Below are 18,546 nucleotides of genomic sequence, written 5' to 3'. Positions count from 1 at the left end.
GTGCGGTGGCCCCGGTGGCCCCGGCGGACCGGGATCCGCCGGGGCCACCGCGCGCGGTGCCGCGTCAGCCGAGCGCGCCGGCCAGCAGCGCGGCCGCCCCGGCGACCAGCGGCTCGTCCATCGGGGCCGCCTGGTCCGCGGGCTTGGTGGTGAGCACTGCGAGGAGGACGGGGGCGCCGGCCGGGGTCCAGGCGATGCCGACGTCGTTGGTGGTGCCGTGGCTGCCGGTGCCGGTCTTGTCGCCGAGGGCCCAGTCCGCCGGCAGGCCCGCGCGGAAGCGGTGCTCGCTGGTGGTGTTCCCCCGCAGCCAGGAGGTGATCTGCTCCCGCTTGGCCGGCGGCAGGGCGCTGCCGAGCGCGAGCCGGCCGTAGGTGCGGGCGATGGCCTGCGGGGTGGTGATGTCGGTGCGGCGGTCGGGCTCGGCGCTGTTGAGCTCGGGCTCCCAGCGGTCCAGGCGGGTGACCGGGTCGCCGATCGAGCGGGCGAAGCGGGTGACGGCGGGCGGTCCGCCGAGTTCGCGCAGCAGCAGGTTGGCCGCGGTGTTGTCGCTGTACTCGATGGCGGCGGCGCAGAGCTCGGCGACGGTCAGGCCGTTCGCCAGGTTCTCCGGCTCGCTGGTGATCGTGCCGCCGTCGGCCCGCTCGACGTCGGCGGCGGTGTACCGGATCCGCCGGGTGAGGAACTCGCCGTCGCGGTCGAGGTCCCGCAGGACGGCGGCGACGGCGACCGTCTTGAAGACCGAGCACATCGGGAACAGCTCGTCGGCGCGGTACCGGACGGTCCGGCCGGTGGCCAGGTTGTGGCCGTAGACGCCGAGGCGGCCGGAGTGTTCCTTCTCCAGAGCGGCGAGGGCCGGGCGCAGACCCGGATCGTCGACCGTCGCGGCGCGGGCCGGTCCGCCGGTCGCCGCGCGGGCCGCTCCGCCGGTCGCGGCGGTGAGGGCCACCGCCGCTCCCAGGCCGAGGACGGTCCGGCGGGTGTGGCGGGCGCCCGTAGGCTGCGGGTGCATGCTCCTCCTCCGATCGGATGTGGCGGCGCGGGCCGCCTTCTCGACCAGAGGGACGCGATCGTCGCGCCGATGGTTCGTCAGCAGTGTTCATCCGTCCGGGTGTTCACGGACGGATGGCCACCCCGGCGTACAGCGAGACCTCCGACGGAGGACCGGGGACCTCGCCGGGCGCCGGCCGCCACTGCGCGATCGGGACGAGCCCCGGGTCGAGGAGGTTCCAGCCGTCGAAGAAGCGGGCCGTCTCCAGCAGCCTCCGGGCCTGGGCCGCGGTGCCGGCGGCCTCGTAGATCCGGGTCAGCCGGGCGATGTCCTCCGGCGCGAACTCGGGGCTGACGTGGCTCAGCACCAGGGCGCTGCCGGGGACGAGCGCCGACTTGAGGTGCTCGACGAGTTCGTAGGCGCCGTGGGAGTCGGGGACGAAGTGGAGCAGGGCGTTGAGCGAGAGCACGACGGGGCGGGACAGGTCGAGGGTCTCCCGCAGGCCGGGGGCGGCGAGCAGTTCGGCCGGGTCGGTGGCGTCGGCCTCGACGTAGGCGGTGCGGCCCTCGGGAGTGCCGGTGAGCAGCGCCTGGGCGTGCGAGAGCACGATCGGGTCGTTGTCGGCGTAGACGACCCTGGCGTCCGGCCGGACGCCCTGGGCGACCTCGTGCAGGTTGGGCGAGGTGGGGATGCCGGTGCCGATGTCGAGGAACTGGTCGAAGCCGGCCTCGGCGAGGGCGCGGGTCGAACGCTGCATGAAGGCCCGGTTGACGCGGGCGGCGGCACGCAGCCAGGGCGCGGCGGCGAGGGCGCGTCCGGCGGCCTCGCGGTCGGCGGCGAAGTTGGTGAAGCCGCCGAGGAAGTAGTCGTACATCCGCGCCGAGTGGGGGACGTTGAGCCGCAGGTCCACCCCGTCGTAGAGGCCCATCACACGCTCCCCCGGTTGCGCTGCCGATCGGTCCTTCCCGCTCACGATAGGCGCGTCCCGTCCCGTTCCGAACGGCTTTGAGCATTCCGACCAACCACCGACTCCCATGAGATGACAATCTGTATTCGCTTTGCAGCCTGGAGTGACAGGGCTGATGGAATGAGGATGGGCGCAGACAGCCCGACCCTCGGGTGGCCCGGTGAGCAGCCGACGGCCACGGAAAGCAGGCTCGATGACGATCGACAGGGGCGCTCCGGCACACCGGCACCGGGGCGGAACGGCCTTGGCGCACCTCCGCGGGGCGGAGGCGGAGCCGACGACCGGTGCCGATCCCGGGCTCCGAACCGACCCCGAACTCCGCCTGGGCCTCCCCTACGCGGCCTTCTGCGAGACCCACGAACCCGCCTGGCGGGCCCTCGCCCTGACCCGGATAGGCAACCAGTCCGATGCCGCGCTGGTGGTCTCGGCGGTGAAGGCCGACCTGGCCCGCTGCTGGCCGCAGGTGCTGCGGTTCGAGGAACCGGCCGCCTACGCCTGGCGGTTGGCCAACCGGCACGTCTCGGACTGGGTGGCCGCCGAGGAGCCGGTCGAGGTGGAGGCGGTCACCTTCGCGGCGGTGATCGGCGCCTTCAAGCAGGTGGCGAAGGGGCTGCTGCACAGCGAGGCGGACGAGGTGCGACTGTACGCGGCGATCCTCGAACTGCCGGACCGGCAGCGGGACGTGGTGATCCTGCGCTACCTGCTCGGCCTGCACGTCAAGGTGATCGCGGCCTACCTGGGGCGCCCGGTGGCGACGGTCCACTCCAACCTCCGGCACGCCCGGGAGCGGCTGGCCCGCCGCCTCGGGGTGGGCGAACTCCCGGACGGCGGAGCCGAACTGTGACCACCGGGCCGGGGGGCCGGGCTCCGGACGGATCGGGCCCGGCCGACGGGGGGCGCACCGTGTTCCACGTCCCGCGCCCCGAACGCGCCCACGCGGAGCGGATCGCCGCCGTGCGCCAGGCGAGACTCACGGCCGCCCCCGCCCACCTGCCCTCGGAGCACGAGCAGGCCGCCTTCGAACTCGGCCTGGTGGTGGCCCTGGTGCTGGGGGCGCCGAACGCCTCGCACGGGCTCGACCTCCTGGTGAACGCGCGCCGGATCGAGCCCGAGGGGGCCGAGGTGTTCGGCGCGCTGCTGTACGCCACCGGCAAGGAGGAGGGAGCCGAGTTCTGGTGGCACTTCGCGGCCGGCTCCGGCAGCGGGACGGCCGCGTACTGCCTGCACCTGCACCACCTGATGCTTGGCGAGACCGACGACGCCGACTACTGGCGGGCCTGGTCGGACCAACTCGCCACGGCCGAACGGCCGCCCGGTCCGCGGGCGCTGCGGACGGACCGGCCGCTCCTCCCGGACGACGTGCGGCGCGACATCCTCTCCCGGGTGCACCGGGGGCTGGCCCCGCAGCTGCCGCCCGCCCTGGTCGCGGTGATCGACCGCCTGCCGGTGCAGGACGACGGCGCGGAGGAGGTGCCGAGCCCCTGGGACCTCACCTCGGGCACGACGTCCGCCTGCTCCTGGGAGGACCTCCCGTGGGAACCGGCGGACGACCATGGCGCCCCGCGGCGGTGAGCGGCGCCCCCTGGGGGTGAGCGCCGCGCGGGCGGTCGTGATCACCTCTTCAGGTGAGCGCGGACCGCCGGGCGACGACCGCCGGGTCGCGCCCGCTTCCGGCCTCGACCACGGAGACGGCGAACCGATCGCCCCAGTGCACCACCTGACGGTCCGGGAAGCCGTCCGAGCCGGATCCGCTGCTCTCGGCGGCGAACCGGACGGTGACCCGCCTGGCCACTGGCAGCACGGCGGCGGTCGGTTCGGCGACAGGGGCCGGTGGCGCGGCAGCGGTCGGAGTCGCGCCGGACGGGATCGCGCCGAGTGACGCCGGATCGCGCGGCGGGGCGTCGCGCGGTGTCACGTCGTAGGTGCCTTTCGACGCGCCGGGGAGGGCGGTGGAGGGCTCGACAAGGGGTGCGATCTGGACGCTACCAGCGCGCTCGCGAACTGGCCCAGACCAAGCCCGGAGGAATTGCGCGCTTCATCAACTCCCCTTCCACACAAGCGAATTGACATGTATCGGCGACTCCCCGAGAGCCGCGACGGCAGCCCGGAACGGCTCCGCCACCGGAACGTCGCAGAGCCGGGACGGACCGGCGCCGAGCGCGCCCGGATCGGCCACCGGCACCGGCGACGGACCGCCCACCGACACGCCGAAGGACTGCCCGAGCCGCCCGCCGTACGCCTTGACGCAGGCCTCGCGGCGGCACCAGAGCATGGTGAACCGCGCCGCCCGCTCGGCCGGGTCGACGGGCTCCGCGACGAACCTCGCCTCCTCGGACGGGAACCAGCGCGCGGCCATCCGCTCGGCCGTCCGGGGGGCGTGGAGCCGCTCGACGTCGACGCCGACGCTTCGCCCCTCGGCGAGGGCCAGCACCGCGAGCGCCTCCGAGGCCGACCAGCTGACCCGCAGCGCACCGCCGCGCTCGGGCTCGGGCTTGCCGTGCGGCCCGTACCGCCAGACCAGCTCGGCCGGACGCACGCCGATCCGGCCGGCGACCAGCTGCCGGACGGCGCCGCGCACCACGGTGAAGCGCTCCCGCGCCACCGGCGGCATCCGCGCCGCCCGGGCCCGCTCCCCGGAATCGAGCAGTTGCCACGACTCGGCCGCGCAGGAGGCCGGTCGACGCGTGTCGATCAGCCAGAGAGCGATCTCCGTCACGGCAGGGTCAGTGTGCTGAGCACGCCGAGCCTTCGGTCGTACCCGGCCACCAATGCGGGGCGACCGGCCGCCCGCCACTGCGGAAGGTGGTCGGCCAGCTCCGCCCAGAGCCCGGTGAACGGCTGGGCCGGCGCGGGCTCCTCCGCTCCGAGGCCGGGGCCGAGCAGCAACGCCGCCTCGGGGCCGAGCTCGGCGGCCTCGGCCCGGACAGCCCGCGCCGGGGCGGTCGCACCCCGGGTCTGCCGGACCAGCAGCCCCTCGCCGGGAGCCTCCTCGCAGACCAGCACCACCACCGCGTGCCGGTCGGGCAACGGCACCGGCCCAGCGGGTTCGTAGTGCAGGGCGGTCTGCTCGGCGAGCACCACCACGGCCCGGCGGCAGGCGCCGCCGCGCTGGTGGGCGGCGGCCAGCCGCAGGGCGGTGAAGGCCGCCGCGCCGCCCTGGTCGCAGACCGCGAAGGCGAGCGGGCTGCCCGGGACGGACCGGCTGAGCGCCAGTGAGGACGGCGCGCCGGGCCGGACGTCCGGGGTGTCGAAGGCCAGGATCAGCAGGTCCGCGGGCTCGTCCTCGGCCAGCGCCTCGCCCAGCGGCCCGGCGGCCAGCTCCTCGTAGGAGTGGCCGACGCCCTCGTCCAGCAGGTCCTCACGCGGTGGAAGGCCGTACGGGCGGACGAGGTCGGAGACGAAGACCCGGAGGTCCGGGTCGAGCGAGGACTCCGAGCGGCCGTCGGAACGGCGGACGAGCACCCGGGTGATCCGCAGGCCGGTGGGGCCGGGGGCCACCCGGTCAGCCCTCGGGGATGACGTGCCCGGCGACGTAGTCGGCCAGCCTGGTGACCGACCGCAGGTCGTCCTCGGTGATCTGCTCGACGTCCACCTGGATGTCGAGCGACTCCTCCAGTTCCAGGATCAGCTCGATGGTGCCGGCCGAGGTGAGGCCGAGGTCGTCGAAGAGGCAGGCGTCCTGCGGGATCTCGGGCAGTTCGCGCTTGAGGACGCGCGGCAGCAGCTCGCCGATGCCGTGCAGGATGCGCTCGCGCAGTTCGGGGTCGGTGGTCTGGACCACGGCTTCTGACATGGGTGTCCCGTCCCGTCGTACGTGGGATGTGTGCTCCGGGCTTGCGGGCGCTCCGGGGCTCTGGGGTGGTGCGAAGGTCCGGCGTGGTGCGGGGATCCGGTGTGGTGCCGGGACCCGGCGCGGGGTGCGGACGGCGGCTTCCCGCGGAAGCGGCGGTCCGCCGGTGCCGCGCCGACGCGGCATCAGTACCGCATCGCCATCGCGGAGAAGGTGGCTCCGACACCGGCGGCGGCGATCAGGTAGTGGTCGCCGCGGCGGAGCAGCCCCCGCGTGGTGGCGGTGTGGAGATTGATGAGGCCGTCTGAGCCGAAACTGTGCCCGACCGACGGCACGTTGTCCAGCACGACTTTCTCGATCGGGTAGCCGATCCGGCGCGCGATCATCCGCCAGGACGCCTGGTTGACGTTGTGCGGCAGGATCGCGGCCAGGTCGGAGAGGTCCAGACCGGCCTGGTCCAGGGCGGCCTCGACCGCCTCCACCATCACGTTCGGGTACTCGCGCTGGTAGCGGGCGAGCAGGTCCGGGTCCCCGGCCAACCGGCCGTCGAACTCCGGGCGCTGACGCACCGCGAAGGAGAGCATCCGGTGGCGCTCACCGTCGGCGCTGACCAGGCAGGCGGCCGCGCCCTCCGCGAAGATTCCGGTCTCGGGCACCACCTGGGCGTCCTTGGTGAAGGTCTTCTCGCCGGTCAGCACCAGCGCGAGCGCCGAGGGATCCGGGTCCGCCGCGAGCAGCCGGCCGGCCAGGTCGATGGCCAGCAGGCCCACCGCGCAGGCGTGGTGGGTCACCGTGAAGGCGTTGGCGTGCGCCAGCCCACGGGCGTCGAGCAGGTCGTGCAGCGGGTTGAGCGGATGGGGCACCGCCACCGGCATGCTGCGGGCGTGGATCACGAAGCGGATGTCGCGTTCGCGTCCGCGCAGCTCCGACAGGTTGTCCAGGGCGGCTTCGAGCAGGTCGGGCAGCGTCCCGGCCGGGTCCAGACGCAGCTGGTCCAGGCCGTGGAAGCGGCGGAAGAGACGGAGTTGACGTGGGGTCAGGCCGATGCGCTCGCCCGCGGCCTCGATGGGAACGGCGTGCGGGGGGAGGTGAACGGCCACTGCCTCCAGTGCGGTCACGCGGGCTAGTATTCCGACGCCCGCCGGGTCGCACAAGTGATCCCGGGCCCCCTCCGTCGCCGCCGTCACTCCGGATGCCGTCAACCGCGCACCGGTACGGCCGCGTTCACCCCCGCGCCGTCGAGCAGGTGGGAGACCTCTCATGCCGAATCCTGAACCCCCCTACACCGAAGCCCCGTTGAACCAGGAACTGGTGGCCCTGCTGGTCGAGGTGGCCGGCGCGCCGCCCGGTTGGGCGCGCCATGTCACCCCGGGCGCCCGGCTGGACGCCGACCTGCTGCTGGACGAGGACGAACTCGCCGAGCTGGCCGCGCGGCTGCGCGAGCGCTTCGGCCCGGAGGCCGACCTGGCCGCCCTGCGCGCCGGGCTGGGCCTGGCCGCACTGGAGGCCCTGACCGTCGCCGACGTGCAGCGACTGATCCCCGAGGAGGGCACACGATGACCCGGTTCCTGCTGGTGGTGCCGCCGTTGACCGGCCACGTCAACCCGGCGGCGGGCATCGCCGCCGAACTGACCGCGCGCGGCCACCAGGTCGCCTGGACCGGCACCGCATCGGTGCTGCGCCCGCTGCTCGGCCCCACGGCCGAGGTGCTGGGCACCGGCACCCGGGCGTTCCGGGCCCAGGGCGGGCACGGGCTGGCCGCGCTGCGCACGCTCTGGGAGGGCTTCATCGTCCCGTACGCGCGGTTCACCGCGAAGCCGCTGGACGCGATCGTGCGGGAGTGGCGGCCGGACGTGCTGCTGGTCGACCAGCACACCCCGACGGGCGCGCTGGTCGCGCGGCGGCACGGCCTGCCGTGGGCGTCCTTCGCGCCCGGGGCGATGGAACTGGGGCGCCCCTACCGGGCGTTGCCGCGGGTCGAGGAGTGGATGACCGGACTGCTGCGCGGGCTGTGGGAGCGCGCCGGGCTGCCCGCGGCGGAGTACCGGGACCCGCGCTTCTCCCCCGACCTGGTGCTGGCCACCACCGGGCCGGCGCTGACCGGCTCGGCGCCGCCGCCGCAGCACGCGCTGGTCGGGCCGGTGATCCCGGCGCGCCCGCACGATCCGGACTTCCCGTGGGAGCGGCTGCGGCCCGGCCGACGGCGGGTGCTGGTCACCATGGGCACGCTGGCCGGCGAGGTGGGCGCGGACTTCCTGGCCCGCTCCGTCCGGGCGCTGGAGCTGTGCGGCGACGACGTCCAGCCGGTGTTCGCCGCGCCGCGCGAGCTGCTGCCCGAACTCCCCGCCGGGGCCGTGGCGGTGGACCGCGCGCCGGTGCTGGAGCTGATGGCGCGCGGCGAACTGGACGCGGTGCTCTGCCACGGCGGGATGAACACCGTGGGCGAGGCGCTGGCGCACGGCCTGCCGCTGGTCGCCGCGCCGATCCGGCACGACCAGCCGGTCGTGGCCGGCCAGGTGGCGGCGGCGGGCGCCGGGCTGCGGGTCCCGTTCGCGCGCGTCGCACCAGAGCGCCTGGCGCACGCGCTGCGGTCCGTACTCGACTCGACGGAGTACCGGGCGCGGGCGGTTCGGGTCGGGCGGGAACTGCTGGCCGGAGGGGGTGCGGCCACCGCGGCGGACCGGCTGGAGGCGCTCGGCTGAGCGGGCCCGGACCTGCCGGGCGAAGGCCCGGCCGCGGCGAGGACCGGCCGCCCGTTAGCAGACCGGGAGAGCGCACGTCCATTGGTCTAGGCCATTGTTTCGGGGCAGGGTTCACCCTAGGGTGTCGCAGCAGCACCGCCCTTCGCAGGTGCCGAGCACCGCCTTCCAAGGTGCCGTGGCAGCCCATCCCCGCACGGGAGTTCCGGTTGATCGAGACCACGGGACTGCGCAAGTCCTACCGCAAGAAGACCTCCCGTCGCAGCGGCGAGGACCCCACCGTCGACGCCGTCCGCGGCATCGACCTGTCGGTCGACGCCGGCGAGATCTACGGGTTCCTCGGCCCCAACGGCGCCGGGAAGACCACCACCCTGCGCATGCTGGCCACCCTGATCCGGCCGGACGGTGGAAAGGCCACCATCGCCGGGGCCGACCTGTTCACCGACCCCGCCGGCGTCCGCCGCCGGATCGGCTACGTCGCCCAGGGCGGCGGCACCACCGACAACGTCAGCGGCCGCGAGGAACTCGTCCTCCAGGCCCGGATGTACGGGGCGGCCAAGGCGCAGGCCGCCCAGTCCGCCGCGGACGCCCTCAAGGCCTTCGACCTCACCGAGTTCGGCGACCGCCCCTGCGCCACCTACTCCGGCGGCCAGCGCCGCCGGGTGGACATCGCCCTCGGGGTCATCCACCAGCCGCAGGTGCTGTTCCTGGACGAGCCCACGGTCGGACTCGACCCGGCCAGCCGGGCGTACGTCTGGGAGGAGATCCGCCGACTACGCACCGCGGGCATGACGGTGGTCGTCACCACGCACTACCTCGACGAGGCCGACGCGCTCTGCGACCGGGTCGCCATCGTCGACCACGGCCAGGTGGTGGCCGAGGGCACCCCCGAGGCGCTCAAGCGCGAGATCTCCGGCGACGTCGTGCTGGTCGGGCTGGACGCCGGACAGGCCGCCCTGGAGCGGGCCGCCGAGGTGCTGCGCCCGCAGCCGTACCTGCACCGGCTGGAGCAGAACGGCGACGAGGGGCTGCGGCTGTACCTGGAGGACGGCGCCGCCGCCATCCCCCGGCTGCTGCGCGCCCTGGACGCGGCGGGCCTGACACCCGGCACCGTGCAGCTCCAACGGCCCAGCCTGGACGACGTGTTCCTGGCCCGCACCGGCCGCTCGCTGCAGCAGTCCTGACCACCCCGGTACCACCCGGCCCGCACAACTCCCTGGGGAGACCGTGAAGCTCGCCCGAGACACCTGGCTGGTCTTCCAGCGCCAGCTGCTGCTCATGATCCGCACCCCGATCTGGATCGCCGTCGGCATCATCCAGCCCCTGTTCTACCTGCTGCTGTTCGCCCCGCTGCTGAAGAAGGTGCTCGCCCCGCAAGGTGCGAGCAGCTACGCCGACGCCTACCAGGTGTACGTGCCGGGCCTGTTGGCGGTGCTCTGCATCTTCGGCGGCCTGTTCACCGGATTCAGCCTGCTCGGCGAGCTCAAGGCCGGCATCATCGAGCGCTCCCGGGTGACCCCGGTCAGCCGGCTGGCGCTGCTGCTCGGGCGGGCGCTGCGGGAGATGGTGGCACTGCTGGTGCAGGCCGTGCTGATCACCCTGATCGCGCTGCCGTTCGGCCTGCGGGTGAACCCGCTGAACCTGCTGCTCGCCTACCTGCTGCTGGGCCTGCTGGCGCTGATGACCTCGGCGATCTCCTTCGGGATCGCGCTGATGGTGCCGACCGACGCGGCGATGTCGCCGGTCGTCAACACCATCGCGCAGCCCATCGCACTGCTGTCGGGGGTACTGCTGCCGCTCACCCTGGCACCGGGGTGGCTGCAGCAGGCGGCCAGGTGGAACCCCTTCTACTGGGCGGTGGAGGGCATGCGCGCGCTGTTCTCCGGGCACGCCGGGGACAGCGTGGTCTGGCAGGGCCTGCTGGTGGTCACGGTGATGACCGCCCTGGCGGTGTACTGGTCGGCCCGGCTGTTCTCCACCCGGGTGCGCTGACGGGCGGAGGGAGGGGCCCGGCTCGCCCCGAGCCGGGCCCCTCCCGCATGCCCCGACGGAACCGCCGGAACCAACGGAAGCCGGAACCGCCGGAACCGCCCGGCACGCTCTCAGGCCGCCACGAAGGCCGCCAGCTTCGCCACTCCGTCGATGATCCCGGCCTGCGTCAGCGAGCTGACGGACAGCCGCAGCCGCCGCTCCCCGCCGCCGTCCGGGTAGAACGGCGCCATCGGCGTCCAGAGCACCCCGAAGTCGCGGGCGCAGCGTTCCATGGCCGCCTCGTCGGCGACGAACGGCACCGTCAGCACGGCGAAGAAGCCGCCGTCCGGCCGGGTCCAGGAGATGCCCAGGCGGCGCCGCACGGAGGCCGGGAAGTGCCGTTCCAGCTCCCGCAGCAGGGTGTCCAGCCCGGCCGCGTAGTGGGCCGTGGCAGGGGCGTTGGCGGCCCGCAGTCGGCAGTCGTGGGTCAGCAGCATCCCGCCGATGACGGCCTGGCTCAGCGCGGGCGTGTTGACGGTCGTCATGCTCTTCAGCTTGGCGAGCTCGTCCGCGAGCAGGCTGCGCCGCCCGCCGGGTCCGGCCACCTCCTGGTCGGCGACCACATAGCCCAGCCGGGCCCCGGGGAAACAGGTCTTGGCGAACGAGCCCAGGTGGACGACCCGGCGGGTGCGGTCCAGCGCCTTGAGGGTGGGCCGCGGTCCCGGCGTGCGCGAGAAGAAGCCGTACGGGTTGTCCTCGACGACGAGCACGCCCTGCTCGGCCGCCACCTCCAGCAGCCCGGTGCGGGCCTCGACCGGCATGCTGGTGCCGGAGGGGTTGGCGAAGTCCGGGACGACGTAGAGGGCGCGCGGGCGGCGCCCCTCGGCCCGCACCGCACGCGCGGCGGCCCGGACCGCCGCCGGGTCGGGGCCGCCCTGCGGGCCCTCGGGAACGGGGCGGACGCTCAGGTCGAGCAGCCGGGCGGCGCCGGTCACGCCGACGTAGCAGGGCGAGCTCACCAGCAGGACGTCCTCCGGGCCGGCGCACAGGGCGCGCAGCGTCAGCAGCATCCCCTCCTGGGCGCCGACGGTCACCACGACGGCCGCCGGGTCCACGGTCATGCCCTCGTCGTTGGCCAGCGCGCGGGCGACCAGCTCGTTGATGACGCCCTTGGTCGGGCCGTACTGGAACAGCGTGGTGCGCACCGCGTCCCGGTCCAGGCCGCGCTCGGCCAGGTGGGCGAGGTAGGTCTCCAGGTAGACTGGGATGTCCTCGGGCTCGAAGAAGCCCTCGTAGGGGCGGCCGGGAGCGAAGGAGACGGCGTCCGGGTAGCGGGTGGTGACCTCGTTGAGGAAGGTCATCGAGTCCAGCAGCGGATCGGCCAGGGACCCGTGCAGGTCGTCCAGGGGGATGATCACCGCAGCGCCTCCCGGAGGCGCCCGGCCGCGAAGTCCTGGGCCTCGGCGGCGGCGTCCAGGGTGCCGGTCATGGCGAAGAAGCCGTGCGGCATGCCCTGGAAGCGGCGCAGCTCCACCGGGACTCCGGCGGCGCGCAGCGCCTCGGCGTACTGCTCGCCCTCGTCCCGCAGCGGGTCGTACTCGGCGGTCAGGACGGTGGCGGGCGGCAGGCCGGCCAGGGTGGCGGCGCGCAGCGGGGAGGCGTACGGGCTGGCGCCGTCGCTCCGGTCCGCCAGGTAGTGGCCCCAGTACCAGTCCACCGAGCGGCGGTTGAACAGCGCCGGGTCGTCGTTGTCGCGCAGCGACGGGGTGTCCGCGCCGTGGTCGGTGTTGGGGTAGACCAGCAGCTGGTGGCGCAGGGCGGGGCCGCCCTCGGCACGCAGCAGGAGGGTGAGCGCGGCGCCGAGGTTGCCGCCGGCGCTGTCGCCGGCGACCGCGATCCGGTCCGGGTCGATGCCGAACTCGTCCGCCCGTTCGGCGAGTCGCAGCAGTGCGGCGCGACAGTCGTGCAGCGCCGCGGGGAACGGGTGCTCGGGGGCGAGCCGGTAGCCGACGGAGGCGGTGACGCAGCCGACGGCGTTGGTGAGCCGGCGGCAGATCGCGTCGCTGGTGTCGGGCGAGCCGAGCGTCCAGCCGCCGCCGAACAGGTAGAGCAGGGCGGGCAGTCGGCGGCCCGGCGGCTCGGGCCGGTAGAGCCGCAGGGCGAGTTCGCCGCCGGGGCCGGGGATGCGGTGCTCCTCGACGGCGGCGACCGGCTCGGGGGTGCCGGCCGCCGCGCGGATGTCCGCGAGGTCGGCGGCGCGGGCCTCGGCGAGGGTCAGGGTGTAGAGCGGCGGGGTACCGCTGCTCGCGCGCCGGGCGCGCAGCGCCTCGGCCTGGGGGTGCAGGGGCATGGGCGGATCCGTTCGGTGCGCGGGTCTCGGCAGCGAGTTCGGCGGCGAGTCGGTGGCCGTCTCGGCGCTGGGTTCGGCGGCGAGTTCTTCGGCAGGGGGTTCGGTGGTGGGCTCAGCAGTCTGCCTCGACGTAGACGGTCTCGTCGGTACGGAAGGCCGTGTCGAGGTCGGCGACGTCCGGACGGGCGCCCTGCCGGTAGGCGCACGGGCGGATCCGGTCGGGGTCGAAGCCCGCCTCGGTGAGGACGTGCCGCAGCTCGTCCAGGTCGTAGATCCACTGGTGGCCGAAGTACCGGAAGATCTGGTTGACCAGGAAGGCCGGGCGCGCGGGCATCGGCGGGCCGAACCCGAGGGTGGTCAGCCGGCGCCGGTGCTTGGCGAGGAAGCCGTCACCGGTGGCGTAGCCGACCAGGTAGCGGGCGAGGTCGGGCGTGGTCAGGCGCAGGACGCCGCCCGGGCGCAGCACCCGGCGGGCCTCGCGCAGCCAGCCGACGGCGACGGGCATGGTGACGTGCTCGATCAGGTGCTCGGCGTAGACCCAGTCGAGGCTGTCGTCGGCGAAGGGCAGCGGTTCGGCGATGTCGAGCTGGGTGAACCAGCGGTCCCCGTCGACCCGGTAGAGGGTGCCTGGCTCGGTGGCGGTGACTGGCTCGGTCGCGGTGCCGGGCTCGGTCGCGGTGCCGGGGCTGCGCAGGGTGGCGATGTCGGTGCCGAGGCCCTCCGGGTGGGCGGTCCTGAACGCGGCGAACTCGATTCCGGTGATGCCGAGTTCGCGGAAGTCCGCATGGTCGTGCGGCAGCCCGCCGGGACGAGGTTCGAGCGTGTCACAGGTGGCGACCTGCTCGCTGAAGGCATCCAGGCGGGGGGCCAGCCCGTCCGGGTCGTCCCAGTCCCAGCCCGGGAATCGTTCGGCCTGCTCGGTCATGGATCGGACCTCCTGATGGGGGAACGCGGTTCGGGTGCCGCGCGGTTCAACGGCCCCGGCGGGGATCGGGTGTGCGGCGCGGCTCGAAGGCCGCGCGGGGATCGGGAGTGCGGCCCGGCTCAACGGCCTTGCGGGAGAGTCGGGTTCAGCCGGCCCGGCGAGGGCGAGGGCCAGGGCCAGGGCGCGAGGACGGTGCGGTCCAGGTCGGCGAGCCTCGGGCGGCCCAACAGGGCCATGGCGTGCTCCAGTTCCTCGCGCAGCAGGTCGAGCACCCGGCGCACCCCGGCCTCGCCTCCAATGGCCAGGCCCCAGAGCGCGGGGCGGCCGACCAGCACCGCGCGGGCGCCGAGGGCGAGGGCGATCGCGAGGTCGGTTCCGCTGCGCACGCCGCCGTCGACCAGCACCGGAAGCTCGGCGGGCACGGCCTCGACCACCTCGGGCAGCGCGGCCAGGGCCGGTACCGCCCCGTCGAGTTGGCGCCCGCCGTGGTTGGAGACCAGGACGGCGTCGACGCCGTGCTCGACGGCGAGCCGGGCGTCCTCGGCGGTGAGGATGCCCTTGAGGACCAGCGGCAGCCGGGTGCGCTCGCGCAGCCAGGCCAGGTCGGCCCAGCTCAGGCTGGGGTCGAACTGCACGCGGGCGTGCTCGGCGATGCCCGAACTGCCCCCGGCGGCGCGGTGACTGGCCGACATCAGGGACCGGTCCAGGTTGACCGCGCGGACGGCGGGCGGGACGGCGAAGCCGTTGCGCAGGTCGCGCAGCCGGCGGCCGATCCTGGGGGCGTCCACGGTCAGCACCAGCGCGCGGTAGCCGGCCGACTCGGCGCGTTCCACCAGGGCGGCGAGGGCGGCGCGTTCGCGCAGCCAGTACAGCTGGAGCCAGAGCGGGCCGGTGGCGGCCGCGGCGATCTCCTCCAGGGTCCGGCTGGCGAACATCCCGACGACCAGCAGGGCGCCGGCCCGGCCGGCGGCTCGGGCGGTGGCGGTCTCGCCTTCCGGGTCGACCAGCCGGTGGTAGGCCATCGGGGCGATGCCGAGCGGAAGGCCCAGCGGCGCGCCGAGCAGGGTCAGGGCCGGGTCGCAGGCGGAGACGTCGACCAGGGTGCGCGGACGCAGCGCATGGCGTCCGAAGATCTCCCGATTGGCCGTCAGGGTGCGTTCGGCATCGCTGCCGCCGTCGATGAAATCCCAGATTTCCGGTGGGAGTTGGGCGTGCGCCGCACGCTCGATCCCGGCCAGCGTGAGAACTCCCACGGGCATTCCTCGTTCCAGGACGGCCACGCGCGGGCCGGTCCCGATGGGGCAGCGTAGGAGCAACGACCACATTGGTATAGACCTTGATTTGACCAAACGTCTGTGCCATGGTCTGGCCACGGAATTGGCCGTTCTGGATGTTAACGGCGTTCATGTCAAATCCCCTCACTTGTGTGGAGCCGCGTTGACCGGCTTTTCCCCCTCCGTAGTTCCGGCTGCCTTCCCGCCGCACTCCGACGCCCCGGGCTCCTGGGTCGACCGGCTGCTGCTGGCCGGCCCCGGCGACGAGGAGTGCCTGCACCTCGGCGCACCGCTCGACCGGGACACCCTGCGCGCCCTGGTCGAGGAGCAGTGCGGCCGGCTGGCGACCGCCGGGCTCGGCCCCGGCGGGACGGCGGCGCTTCGGCTGCCTCCCTCGGTGGCGTTCGTCTCGGTGCTGCTGGCATGCTGGCGCCTCGGCGCCCAAGTCGCACTGCTCGACCACCGGTTGACCGACCACGAGATCGACGCGGCGGTGGAACGACTGGCCCCGCAGGTGCTGGTAGGCTCCGCCCATCGCTCCGCGGCGGCCCTGCGCGGCTTCTCCGAAGTCGAGCCGGTGACCCTCCCACTGGCGGGCGGGCTCCCGGCCCGCACCGGGCACGCACTGATCCAGCTCAGCTCCGGATCCACCGGCCCGGCCAAGGTCATCGCCCGCACCGCGGCCGACCTGCTGCGCGAACTCGACTGCTACCGCAGGCTCGTGGAGTTCCCCGGCGAGGGCGAACGGGTGGTCCTGCTCTCCTCGGTCGTGCATGTGCTCGGTCTGGTCGGCGGGCTGCTCAACAGCCTGCACGCCCGGGTCGCGCTCACCGTGCCGGAGCGGATGACGGCGGCGGGCATCCTGGCCGAGGTCTCCGCGAGCGACCGGCCGACCACCGTCATCGGGGTGCCCTTCCACGCCGAGCTGCTGGCGGGGGTGGTCGCTCCCCCGCCGCTGCCCCGGCTGCGGCGGATGGTCGTGGCGGGCGAACTCGTCCGCCCGGGGCTGTCCGCGCTGTTCACCGAGCGCTACGGCGTCCCGCTCGGCACCATGTACGGCATGACCGAGACCGGGGTGATCGCCACCGACCTCTCCGGTACGCTCCACCCCGCCAAGCGGCCCGTGCACGGCATGGAACTGCGCATCGTCAAGGGCGAGCTACAGATCGGCGCAGCCTCCTCCCCGTACCCCGGGCTGGACGATCCGACCCGCTGGTCGGCGGGCTGGCTGCACACCCGCGACGCGGCCGAACTGACCGCCGACGGCCTGGTGACCGTACTCGGCCGGCTCGACTCCCAGGTCTCGATCGGCGGCCTGAAGGTCGACCTCACCGAGGTCGAGCAGACGCTCACCGCGCTGCCCGAGGTCCGCGAGGCCGTCGTGGTCTTCGACGGCGGTGCGATCGAGGCCTACCTGTCCACCGAACCCGACACCGACCTCGCCTCCGTCCAGGACGGGCTGGCCCGCCGCCTGGCCGCCTACAAGCGTCCGCGCCGGCTCGCCCGGCTGGACCGCCTCCCCCGCACCGCCACCGGAAAGCTACTGCGCGACCCGGCCGCCCTGCGCGAGACCGCGGCCGGCTGACCCGGACCGGCCGCACCGGCTCGACCGCCACCGCGCCACCGGCCGCAGCCCGACGCGTACAGCTCCACCACCCCGAACCACCACCCCGACAAGGAGCCCACCACCATGCAGGACCGCATCCGCACCTTCGTCCTGACCGCACTCGCCGAGATGCAGTACGACGTCTCCGAGGTCACCGGCGACACCGACCTCGGCCCGGCCGGGCTGGACCTCGAATCGCTCGCGCTGGCCGACCTCTCGGTGCAGGTCGAGGACGAGTTCGGGATCAAGTTCGACCTGGACGAGATGGAGACCACCGCGCTGATGACGCTGGACGAGTTCACCTCCGACGTCGCCCGTCGGGTCGACGCCCTCGCCACCGCCTCCGCCGCCTCCGGCGGCGCCGCGTGACCGCCGCGCCGCTCCCCGACGCCCTGCCCGGCCGGGCCGAGGTGCTGGCCATGCTGGCGGCGTTCGGGCAGCGCGCCGTCGACACCGTGCCCGAGGAGCTCGGATCTCTCGAACTCACCTGGCTCATCGCCGAGTTCGAGCAACGCTACGGGATCCAGCTGGACCTGGACGACGACCGCTTCGGCGCGGTGCGCACCGTCGACGACGCCACCGAGCTGCTGCGCGAGGCCGTCCTCGCCGACCGCGCGGGCGCCCGGCCGTGACCCCCGACGGCACGGGCTCCGGCCCGCCCGGCCGGGCGGCCGGCCACCCGGTGGTCACCGGCGTCGGGGTGCTCAGCGCCGCCGGGCGCGGGCTCACCGCGCTGACCGAGGCCGCCACCCGCGGAAAGGCCCTGTTCGGACCGGTCACCCGCTTCGACGTGAGCGCCCGGCGCACCACCCGCGCCGCGCTGTTCCCGGACACCGTGCCGCCGGCCCGCACCTTCCCGCTGGCCCGGTTCGTGCTCGACGCGATCGGCCAGGCCTGCCGACAGGCCGGGCTGACCGCCGCCGAGGGAGCCGGACTGCCCGTGCTGCTCGCCCTGCACAGCGACCGGCACACCCGGGCGACCGCCGACGCGGTGGCCGCCGGGCTCCGGTCCGCCTGGGGCGCTCCGGGTGTCACCCGGGTGTACAACGGCGCCTGCGTGGCCGCCGCGACCGCCGTCGCCGACGCCGGCGCGCTGGTGTCCACCGGACGGTACGAGCGGGTCCTGGTCGCGGCCGGGCACCTGGTCGAACCGGGCGTCTTCGCGGTCTTCGACGCCGGACGGGCGCTGGCCCGGGACGGCGAGGCGCGCCCGTTCAGCTCCGGCCGCACCGGAACCCTGCTCGCCGACGCGGCCGCCGCCGTCCTGGTCGAGTCCGCCCCGGCCGCCGAACGGCGCGGTGCGCCCGCGCTCGCCCGGCTGGCCGGCTGGTCCCGGACCGGCGACGCCCACCACGTCTGCCGTCCGGAACCGGAGGGCGAGGGGGTGGCCCGGGCGATCGAGGCCGCGCTCGGCCGCGCCGGCGTCGCCCGGGCCGAGGTCGGCTACGTCAACGCCAACGGCACCGGCTCCGCCCTCGCCGATCGGGCCGAGGCCCGCGCACTGCGGAGGGTGTTCGGCCCGCACGCCGACCGCCTGCCGGTCAGCTCCAGCAAGTCCGTGCACGGGCACGCCCTGGAAGCCTCGGCCCTGCTCGAACTCGCCGTCACCATCGGCGCGTTGGGCACCGGACTGCTCCCGGTCAACGCCGGCTGGCTCGGCCCGGACCATGACCTCGCGCTGGACCTCGTCCTGGAGGGCCCGCACGCCGCCCGCCCCTCGTACGCCCTCAGCCTCAACTCCGCCTTCGGCGGCGCCAACACCGCCCTTCTGCTGGCCCCGGGATGACCGCCACCGCCATGACCACTCCTGCCGACCACACCCACGGACTGCGGATCCTCGCCGAGGCCCGCCGTCCCGCGCCCGGCCCGGACGGGCCGCCGCCACCGCTGCCCGGCTTCGCGGCCTCCGGTTTCGGCCCGCTGGTCGCCGACACCGCCGAACGCTGCCTGCGCGCCCACCACGGCGAGCCGCCCGC

The 18,546-nt window shown here is 74.7% G+C and carries 21 protein-coding genes; 10 read left to right on the top strand and 11 right to left on the bottom strand.

Annotated elements, in window-relative coordinates:
- Positions 1-64 precede the first annotated feature (64 nt).
- Together bla and AB0E96_RS08680 are read right to left on the bottom strand one after the other, a co-directional pair.
- Positions 65-1,009, bottom strand: a complete 945-nt coding sequence (gene bla, locus AB0E96_RS08685) for a class A beta-lactamase (protein ID WP_359820278.1) — start codon at positions 1,007-1,009, stop codon at positions 65-67.
- 103 nt (positions 1,010-1,112) lie between these two features.
- On the bottom strand, positions 1,113-1,916 hold the full coding sequence (locus AB0E96_RS08680) for an SAM-dependent methyltransferase (protein WP_359820275.1): 804 nt from the start codon (positions 1,914-1,916) through the stop codon (positions 1,113-1,115).
- A 283-nt stretch (positions 1,917-2,199) separates the two neighbouring features.
- Here AB0E96_RS08680 and AB0E96_RS08675 point away from each other — a divergent pair, with 283 nt between their 5' ends.
- On the top strand, positions 2,200-2,799 hold the full coding sequence (locus AB0E96_RS08675) for a sigma-70 family RNA polymerase sigma factor (RefSeq protein WP_359820273.1): 600 nt from the start codon (positions 2,200-2,202) through the stop codon (positions 2,797-2,799).
- A gap of 59 nt (positions 2,800-2,858) precedes the next feature.
- Positions 2,859-3,527 (top strand): hypothetical protein, encoded by a 669-nt coding sequence (locus tag AB0E96_RS08670; protein WP_359820271.1) that lies wholly within the window; start codon positions 2,859-2,861, stop codon positions 3,525-3,527.
- A 49-nt stretch (positions 3,528-3,576) separates the two neighbouring features.
- On the opposite strand, the gene AB0E96_RS08665 is transcribed toward AB0E96_RS08670, so the two are convergent.
- The 5 genes from AB0E96_RS08665 to AB0E96_RS08645 all read right to left on the bottom strand — a co-directional run bounded on the left by AB0E96_RS08665 (position 3,577) and on the right by AB0E96_RS08645 (position 6,863).
- On the bottom strand, positions 3,577-3,747 hold the full coding sequence (locus AB0E96_RS08665) for a hypothetical protein (RefSeq protein WP_359820268.1): 171 nt from the start codon (positions 3,745-3,747) through the stop codon (positions 3,577-3,579).
- 246 nt (positions 3,748-3,993) lie between these two features.
- Entirely contained in the window at positions 3,994-4,671 is a 678-nt protein-coding gene (locus AB0E96_RS08660) for a 4'-phosphopantetheinyl transferase superfamily protein (protein ID WP_359820266.1), read from the bottom strand.
- Positions 4,668-5,453, bottom strand: a complete 786-nt coding sequence (locus AB0E96_RS08655; RefSeq protein ID WP_359820263.1) for a hypothetical protein — start codon at positions 5,451-5,453, stop codon at positions 4,668-4,670. Before AB0E96_RS08655 ends, AB0E96_RS08660 begins: the two co-directional genes overlap by 4 nt.
- A gap of 4 nt (positions 5,454-5,457) precedes the next feature.
- Entirely contained in the window at positions 5,458-5,748 is a 291-nt protein-coding gene (locus AB0E96_RS08650; RefSeq protein WP_359820261.1) for a phosphopantetheine-binding protein, read from the bottom strand.
- Positions 5,749-5,930: 182 nt separating this feature from the next.
- Complete coding sequence (locus AB0E96_RS08645; RefSeq protein WP_359820259.1) at positions 5,931-6,863, bottom strand: 3-oxoacyl-[acyl-carrier-protein] synthase III C-terminal domain-containing protein; 933 nt, start codon at positions 6,861-6,863, stop codon at positions 5,931-5,933.
- Positions 6,864-7,005: 142 nt separating this feature from the next.
- Between AB0E96_RS08645 and AB0E96_RS08640 the strand changes: the two genes are divergently transcribed.
- From AB0E96_RS08640 to AB0E96_RS08625, 4 genes are all read left to right on the top strand, one after another.
- Complete coding sequence (locus AB0E96_RS08640) at positions 7,006-7,305, top strand: hypothetical protein (RefSeq protein WP_359820256.1); 300 nt, start codon at positions 7,006-7,008, stop codon at positions 7,303-7,305.
- The gene (locus AB0E96_RS08635) at positions 7,302-8,447 is read left to right on the top strand and encodes a glycosyltransferase (protein ID WP_359820253.1); all 1,146 of its coding nucleotides are present in this window, start codon (positions 7,302-7,304) and stop codon (positions 8,445-8,447) included. Before AB0E96_RS08640 ends, AB0E96_RS08635 begins: the two co-directional genes overlap by 4 nt.
- 224 nt (positions 8,448-8,671) lie before the next feature.
- Positions 8,672-9,628 carry an ATP-binding cassette domain-containing protein gene (locus AB0E96_RS08630; RefSeq protein WP_359820313.1) on the top strand — a complete coding sequence of 319 codons (957 nt, stop codon included), beginning with the start codon at positions 8,672-8,674 and terminating at the stop codon, positions 9,626-9,628.
- Positions 9,629-9,671: 43 nt separating this feature from the next.
- Positions 9,672-10,436 (top strand): ABC transporter permease, encoded by a 765-nt coding sequence (locus tag AB0E96_RS08625; protein WP_359820250.1) that lies wholly within the window; start codon positions 9,672-9,674, stop codon positions 10,434-10,436.
- A gap of 110 nt (positions 10,437-10,546) precedes the next feature.
- Here the strand turns inward: AB0E96_RS08625 and AB0E96_RS08620 are convergent, their stop codons facing one another.
- From AB0E96_RS08620 to AB0E96_RS08605, 4 genes are all read right to left on the bottom strand, one after another.
- The gene (locus tag AB0E96_RS08620) at positions 10,547-11,833 is read right to left on the bottom strand and encodes a PLP-dependent aminotransferase family protein (protein WP_359820248.1); all 1,287 of its coding nucleotides are present in this window, start codon (positions 11,831-11,833) and stop codon (positions 10,547-10,549) included.
- Positions 11,830-12,765, bottom strand: a complete 936-nt coding sequence (locus tag AB0E96_RS08615) for an alpha/beta hydrolase (protein WP_359820245.1) — start codon at positions 12,763-12,765, stop codon at positions 11,830-11,832. The genes AB0E96_RS08620 and AB0E96_RS08615 overlap by 4 nt, the downstream gene beginning before the upstream one ends.
- A gap of 112 nt (positions 12,766-12,877) precedes the next feature.
- Positions 12,878-13,690 carry a methyltransferase domain-containing protein gene (locus tag AB0E96_RS08610; protein ID WP_359820243.1) on the bottom strand — a complete coding sequence of 271 codons (813 nt, stop codon included), beginning with the start codon at positions 13,688-13,690 and terminating at the stop codon, positions 12,878-12,880.
- Positions 13,691-13,809: 119 nt separating this feature from the next.
- The gene (locus AB0E96_RS08605; RefSeq protein ID WP_359820241.1) at positions 13,810-14,943 is read right to left on the bottom strand and encodes an alpha-hydroxy acid oxidase; all 1,134 of its coding nucleotides are present in this window, start codon (positions 14,941-14,943) and stop codon (positions 13,810-13,812) included.
- Positions 14,944-15,127: 184 nt separating this feature from the next.
- Here AB0E96_RS08605 and AB0E96_RS08600 point away from each other — a divergent pair, with 184 nt between their 5' ends.
- The 4 genes from AB0E96_RS08600 (at position 15,128) to AB0E96_RS08585 (ending at position 18,356) form a co-directional block, all read left to right on the top strand.
- Positions 15,128-16,549: a fatty acid--CoA ligase family protein gene (locus AB0E96_RS08600; RefSeq protein WP_359820238.1), complete on the top strand. Its 1,422-nt coding sequence runs from the start codon at positions 15,128-15,130 to the stop codon at positions 16,547-16,549.
- A 105-nt stretch (positions 16,550-16,654) separates the two neighbouring features.
- The gene (locus AB0E96_RS08595) at positions 16,655-16,939 is read left to right on the top strand and encodes a phosphopantetheine-binding protein (protein ID WP_359820236.1); all 285 of its coding nucleotides are present in this window, start codon (positions 16,655-16,657) and stop codon (positions 16,937-16,939) included.
- A complete protein-coding gene (locus tag AB0E96_RS08590) occupies positions 16,936-17,202 on the top strand; it encodes an acyl carrier protein (protein ID WP_359820233.1) in 267 nt (88 codons plus the stop codon). The genes AB0E96_RS08595 and AB0E96_RS08590 overlap by 4 nt, the downstream gene beginning before the upstream one ends.
- Positions 17,199-18,356: a beta-ketoacyl synthase N-terminal-like domain-containing protein gene (locus AB0E96_RS08585; RefSeq protein ID WP_359820231.1), complete on the top strand. Its 1,158-nt coding sequence runs from the start codon at positions 17,199-17,201 to the stop codon at positions 18,354-18,356. The genes AB0E96_RS08590 and AB0E96_RS08585 overlap by 4 nt, the downstream gene beginning before the upstream one ends.
- Positions 18,357-18,546: the final 190 nt, after the last annotated feature.

The sequence above is a fragment of the Kitasatospora sp. NPDC036755 genome, from assembly GCF_040636595.1.
Lineage (GTDB): Bacteria > Actinomycetota > Actinomycetes > Streptomycetales > Streptomycetaceae > Kitasatospora.
The sequence above is the reverse complement of the archived record's forward strand: the minus strand, read 5'-3'. Positions and strand labels throughout refer to the sequence as shown.

Coding starts and splice junctions, on each gene's coding strand:
- bla (WP_359820278.1), bottom strand. CDS start 1,009: ATGCACCCGCAGCCTACGGGCGCCCGCCACACCCGCCGGACCGTCCTC.
- AB0E96_RS08680 (WP_359820275.1), bottom strand. CDS start 1,916: ATGGGCCTCTACGACGGGGTGGACCTGCGGCTCAACGTCCCCCACTCG.
- AB0E96_RS08650 (WP_359820261.1), bottom strand. CDS start 5,748: ATGTCAGAAGCCGTGGTCCAGACCACCGACCCCGAACTGCGCGAGCGC.
- AB0E96_RS08640 (WP_359820256.1), top strand. CDS start 7,006: ATGCCGAATCCTGAACCCCCCTACACCGAAGCCCCGTTGAACCAGGAA.
- AB0E96_RS08635 (WP_359820253.1), top strand. CDS start 7,302: ATGACCCGGTTCCTGCTGGTGGTGCCGCCGTTGACCGGCCACGTCAAC.
- AB0E96_RS08615 (WP_359820245.1), bottom strand. CDS start 12,765: ATGCCCCTGCACCCCCAGGCCGAGGCGCTGCGCGCCCGGCGCGCGAGC.
- AB0E96_RS08610 (WP_359820243.1), bottom strand. CDS start 13,690: ATGACCGAGCAGGCCGAACGATTCCCGGGCTGGGACTGGGACGACCCG.
- AB0E96_RS08595 (WP_359820236.1), top strand. CDS start 16,655: ATGCAGGACCGCATCCGCACCTTCGTCCTGACCGCACTCGCCGAGATG.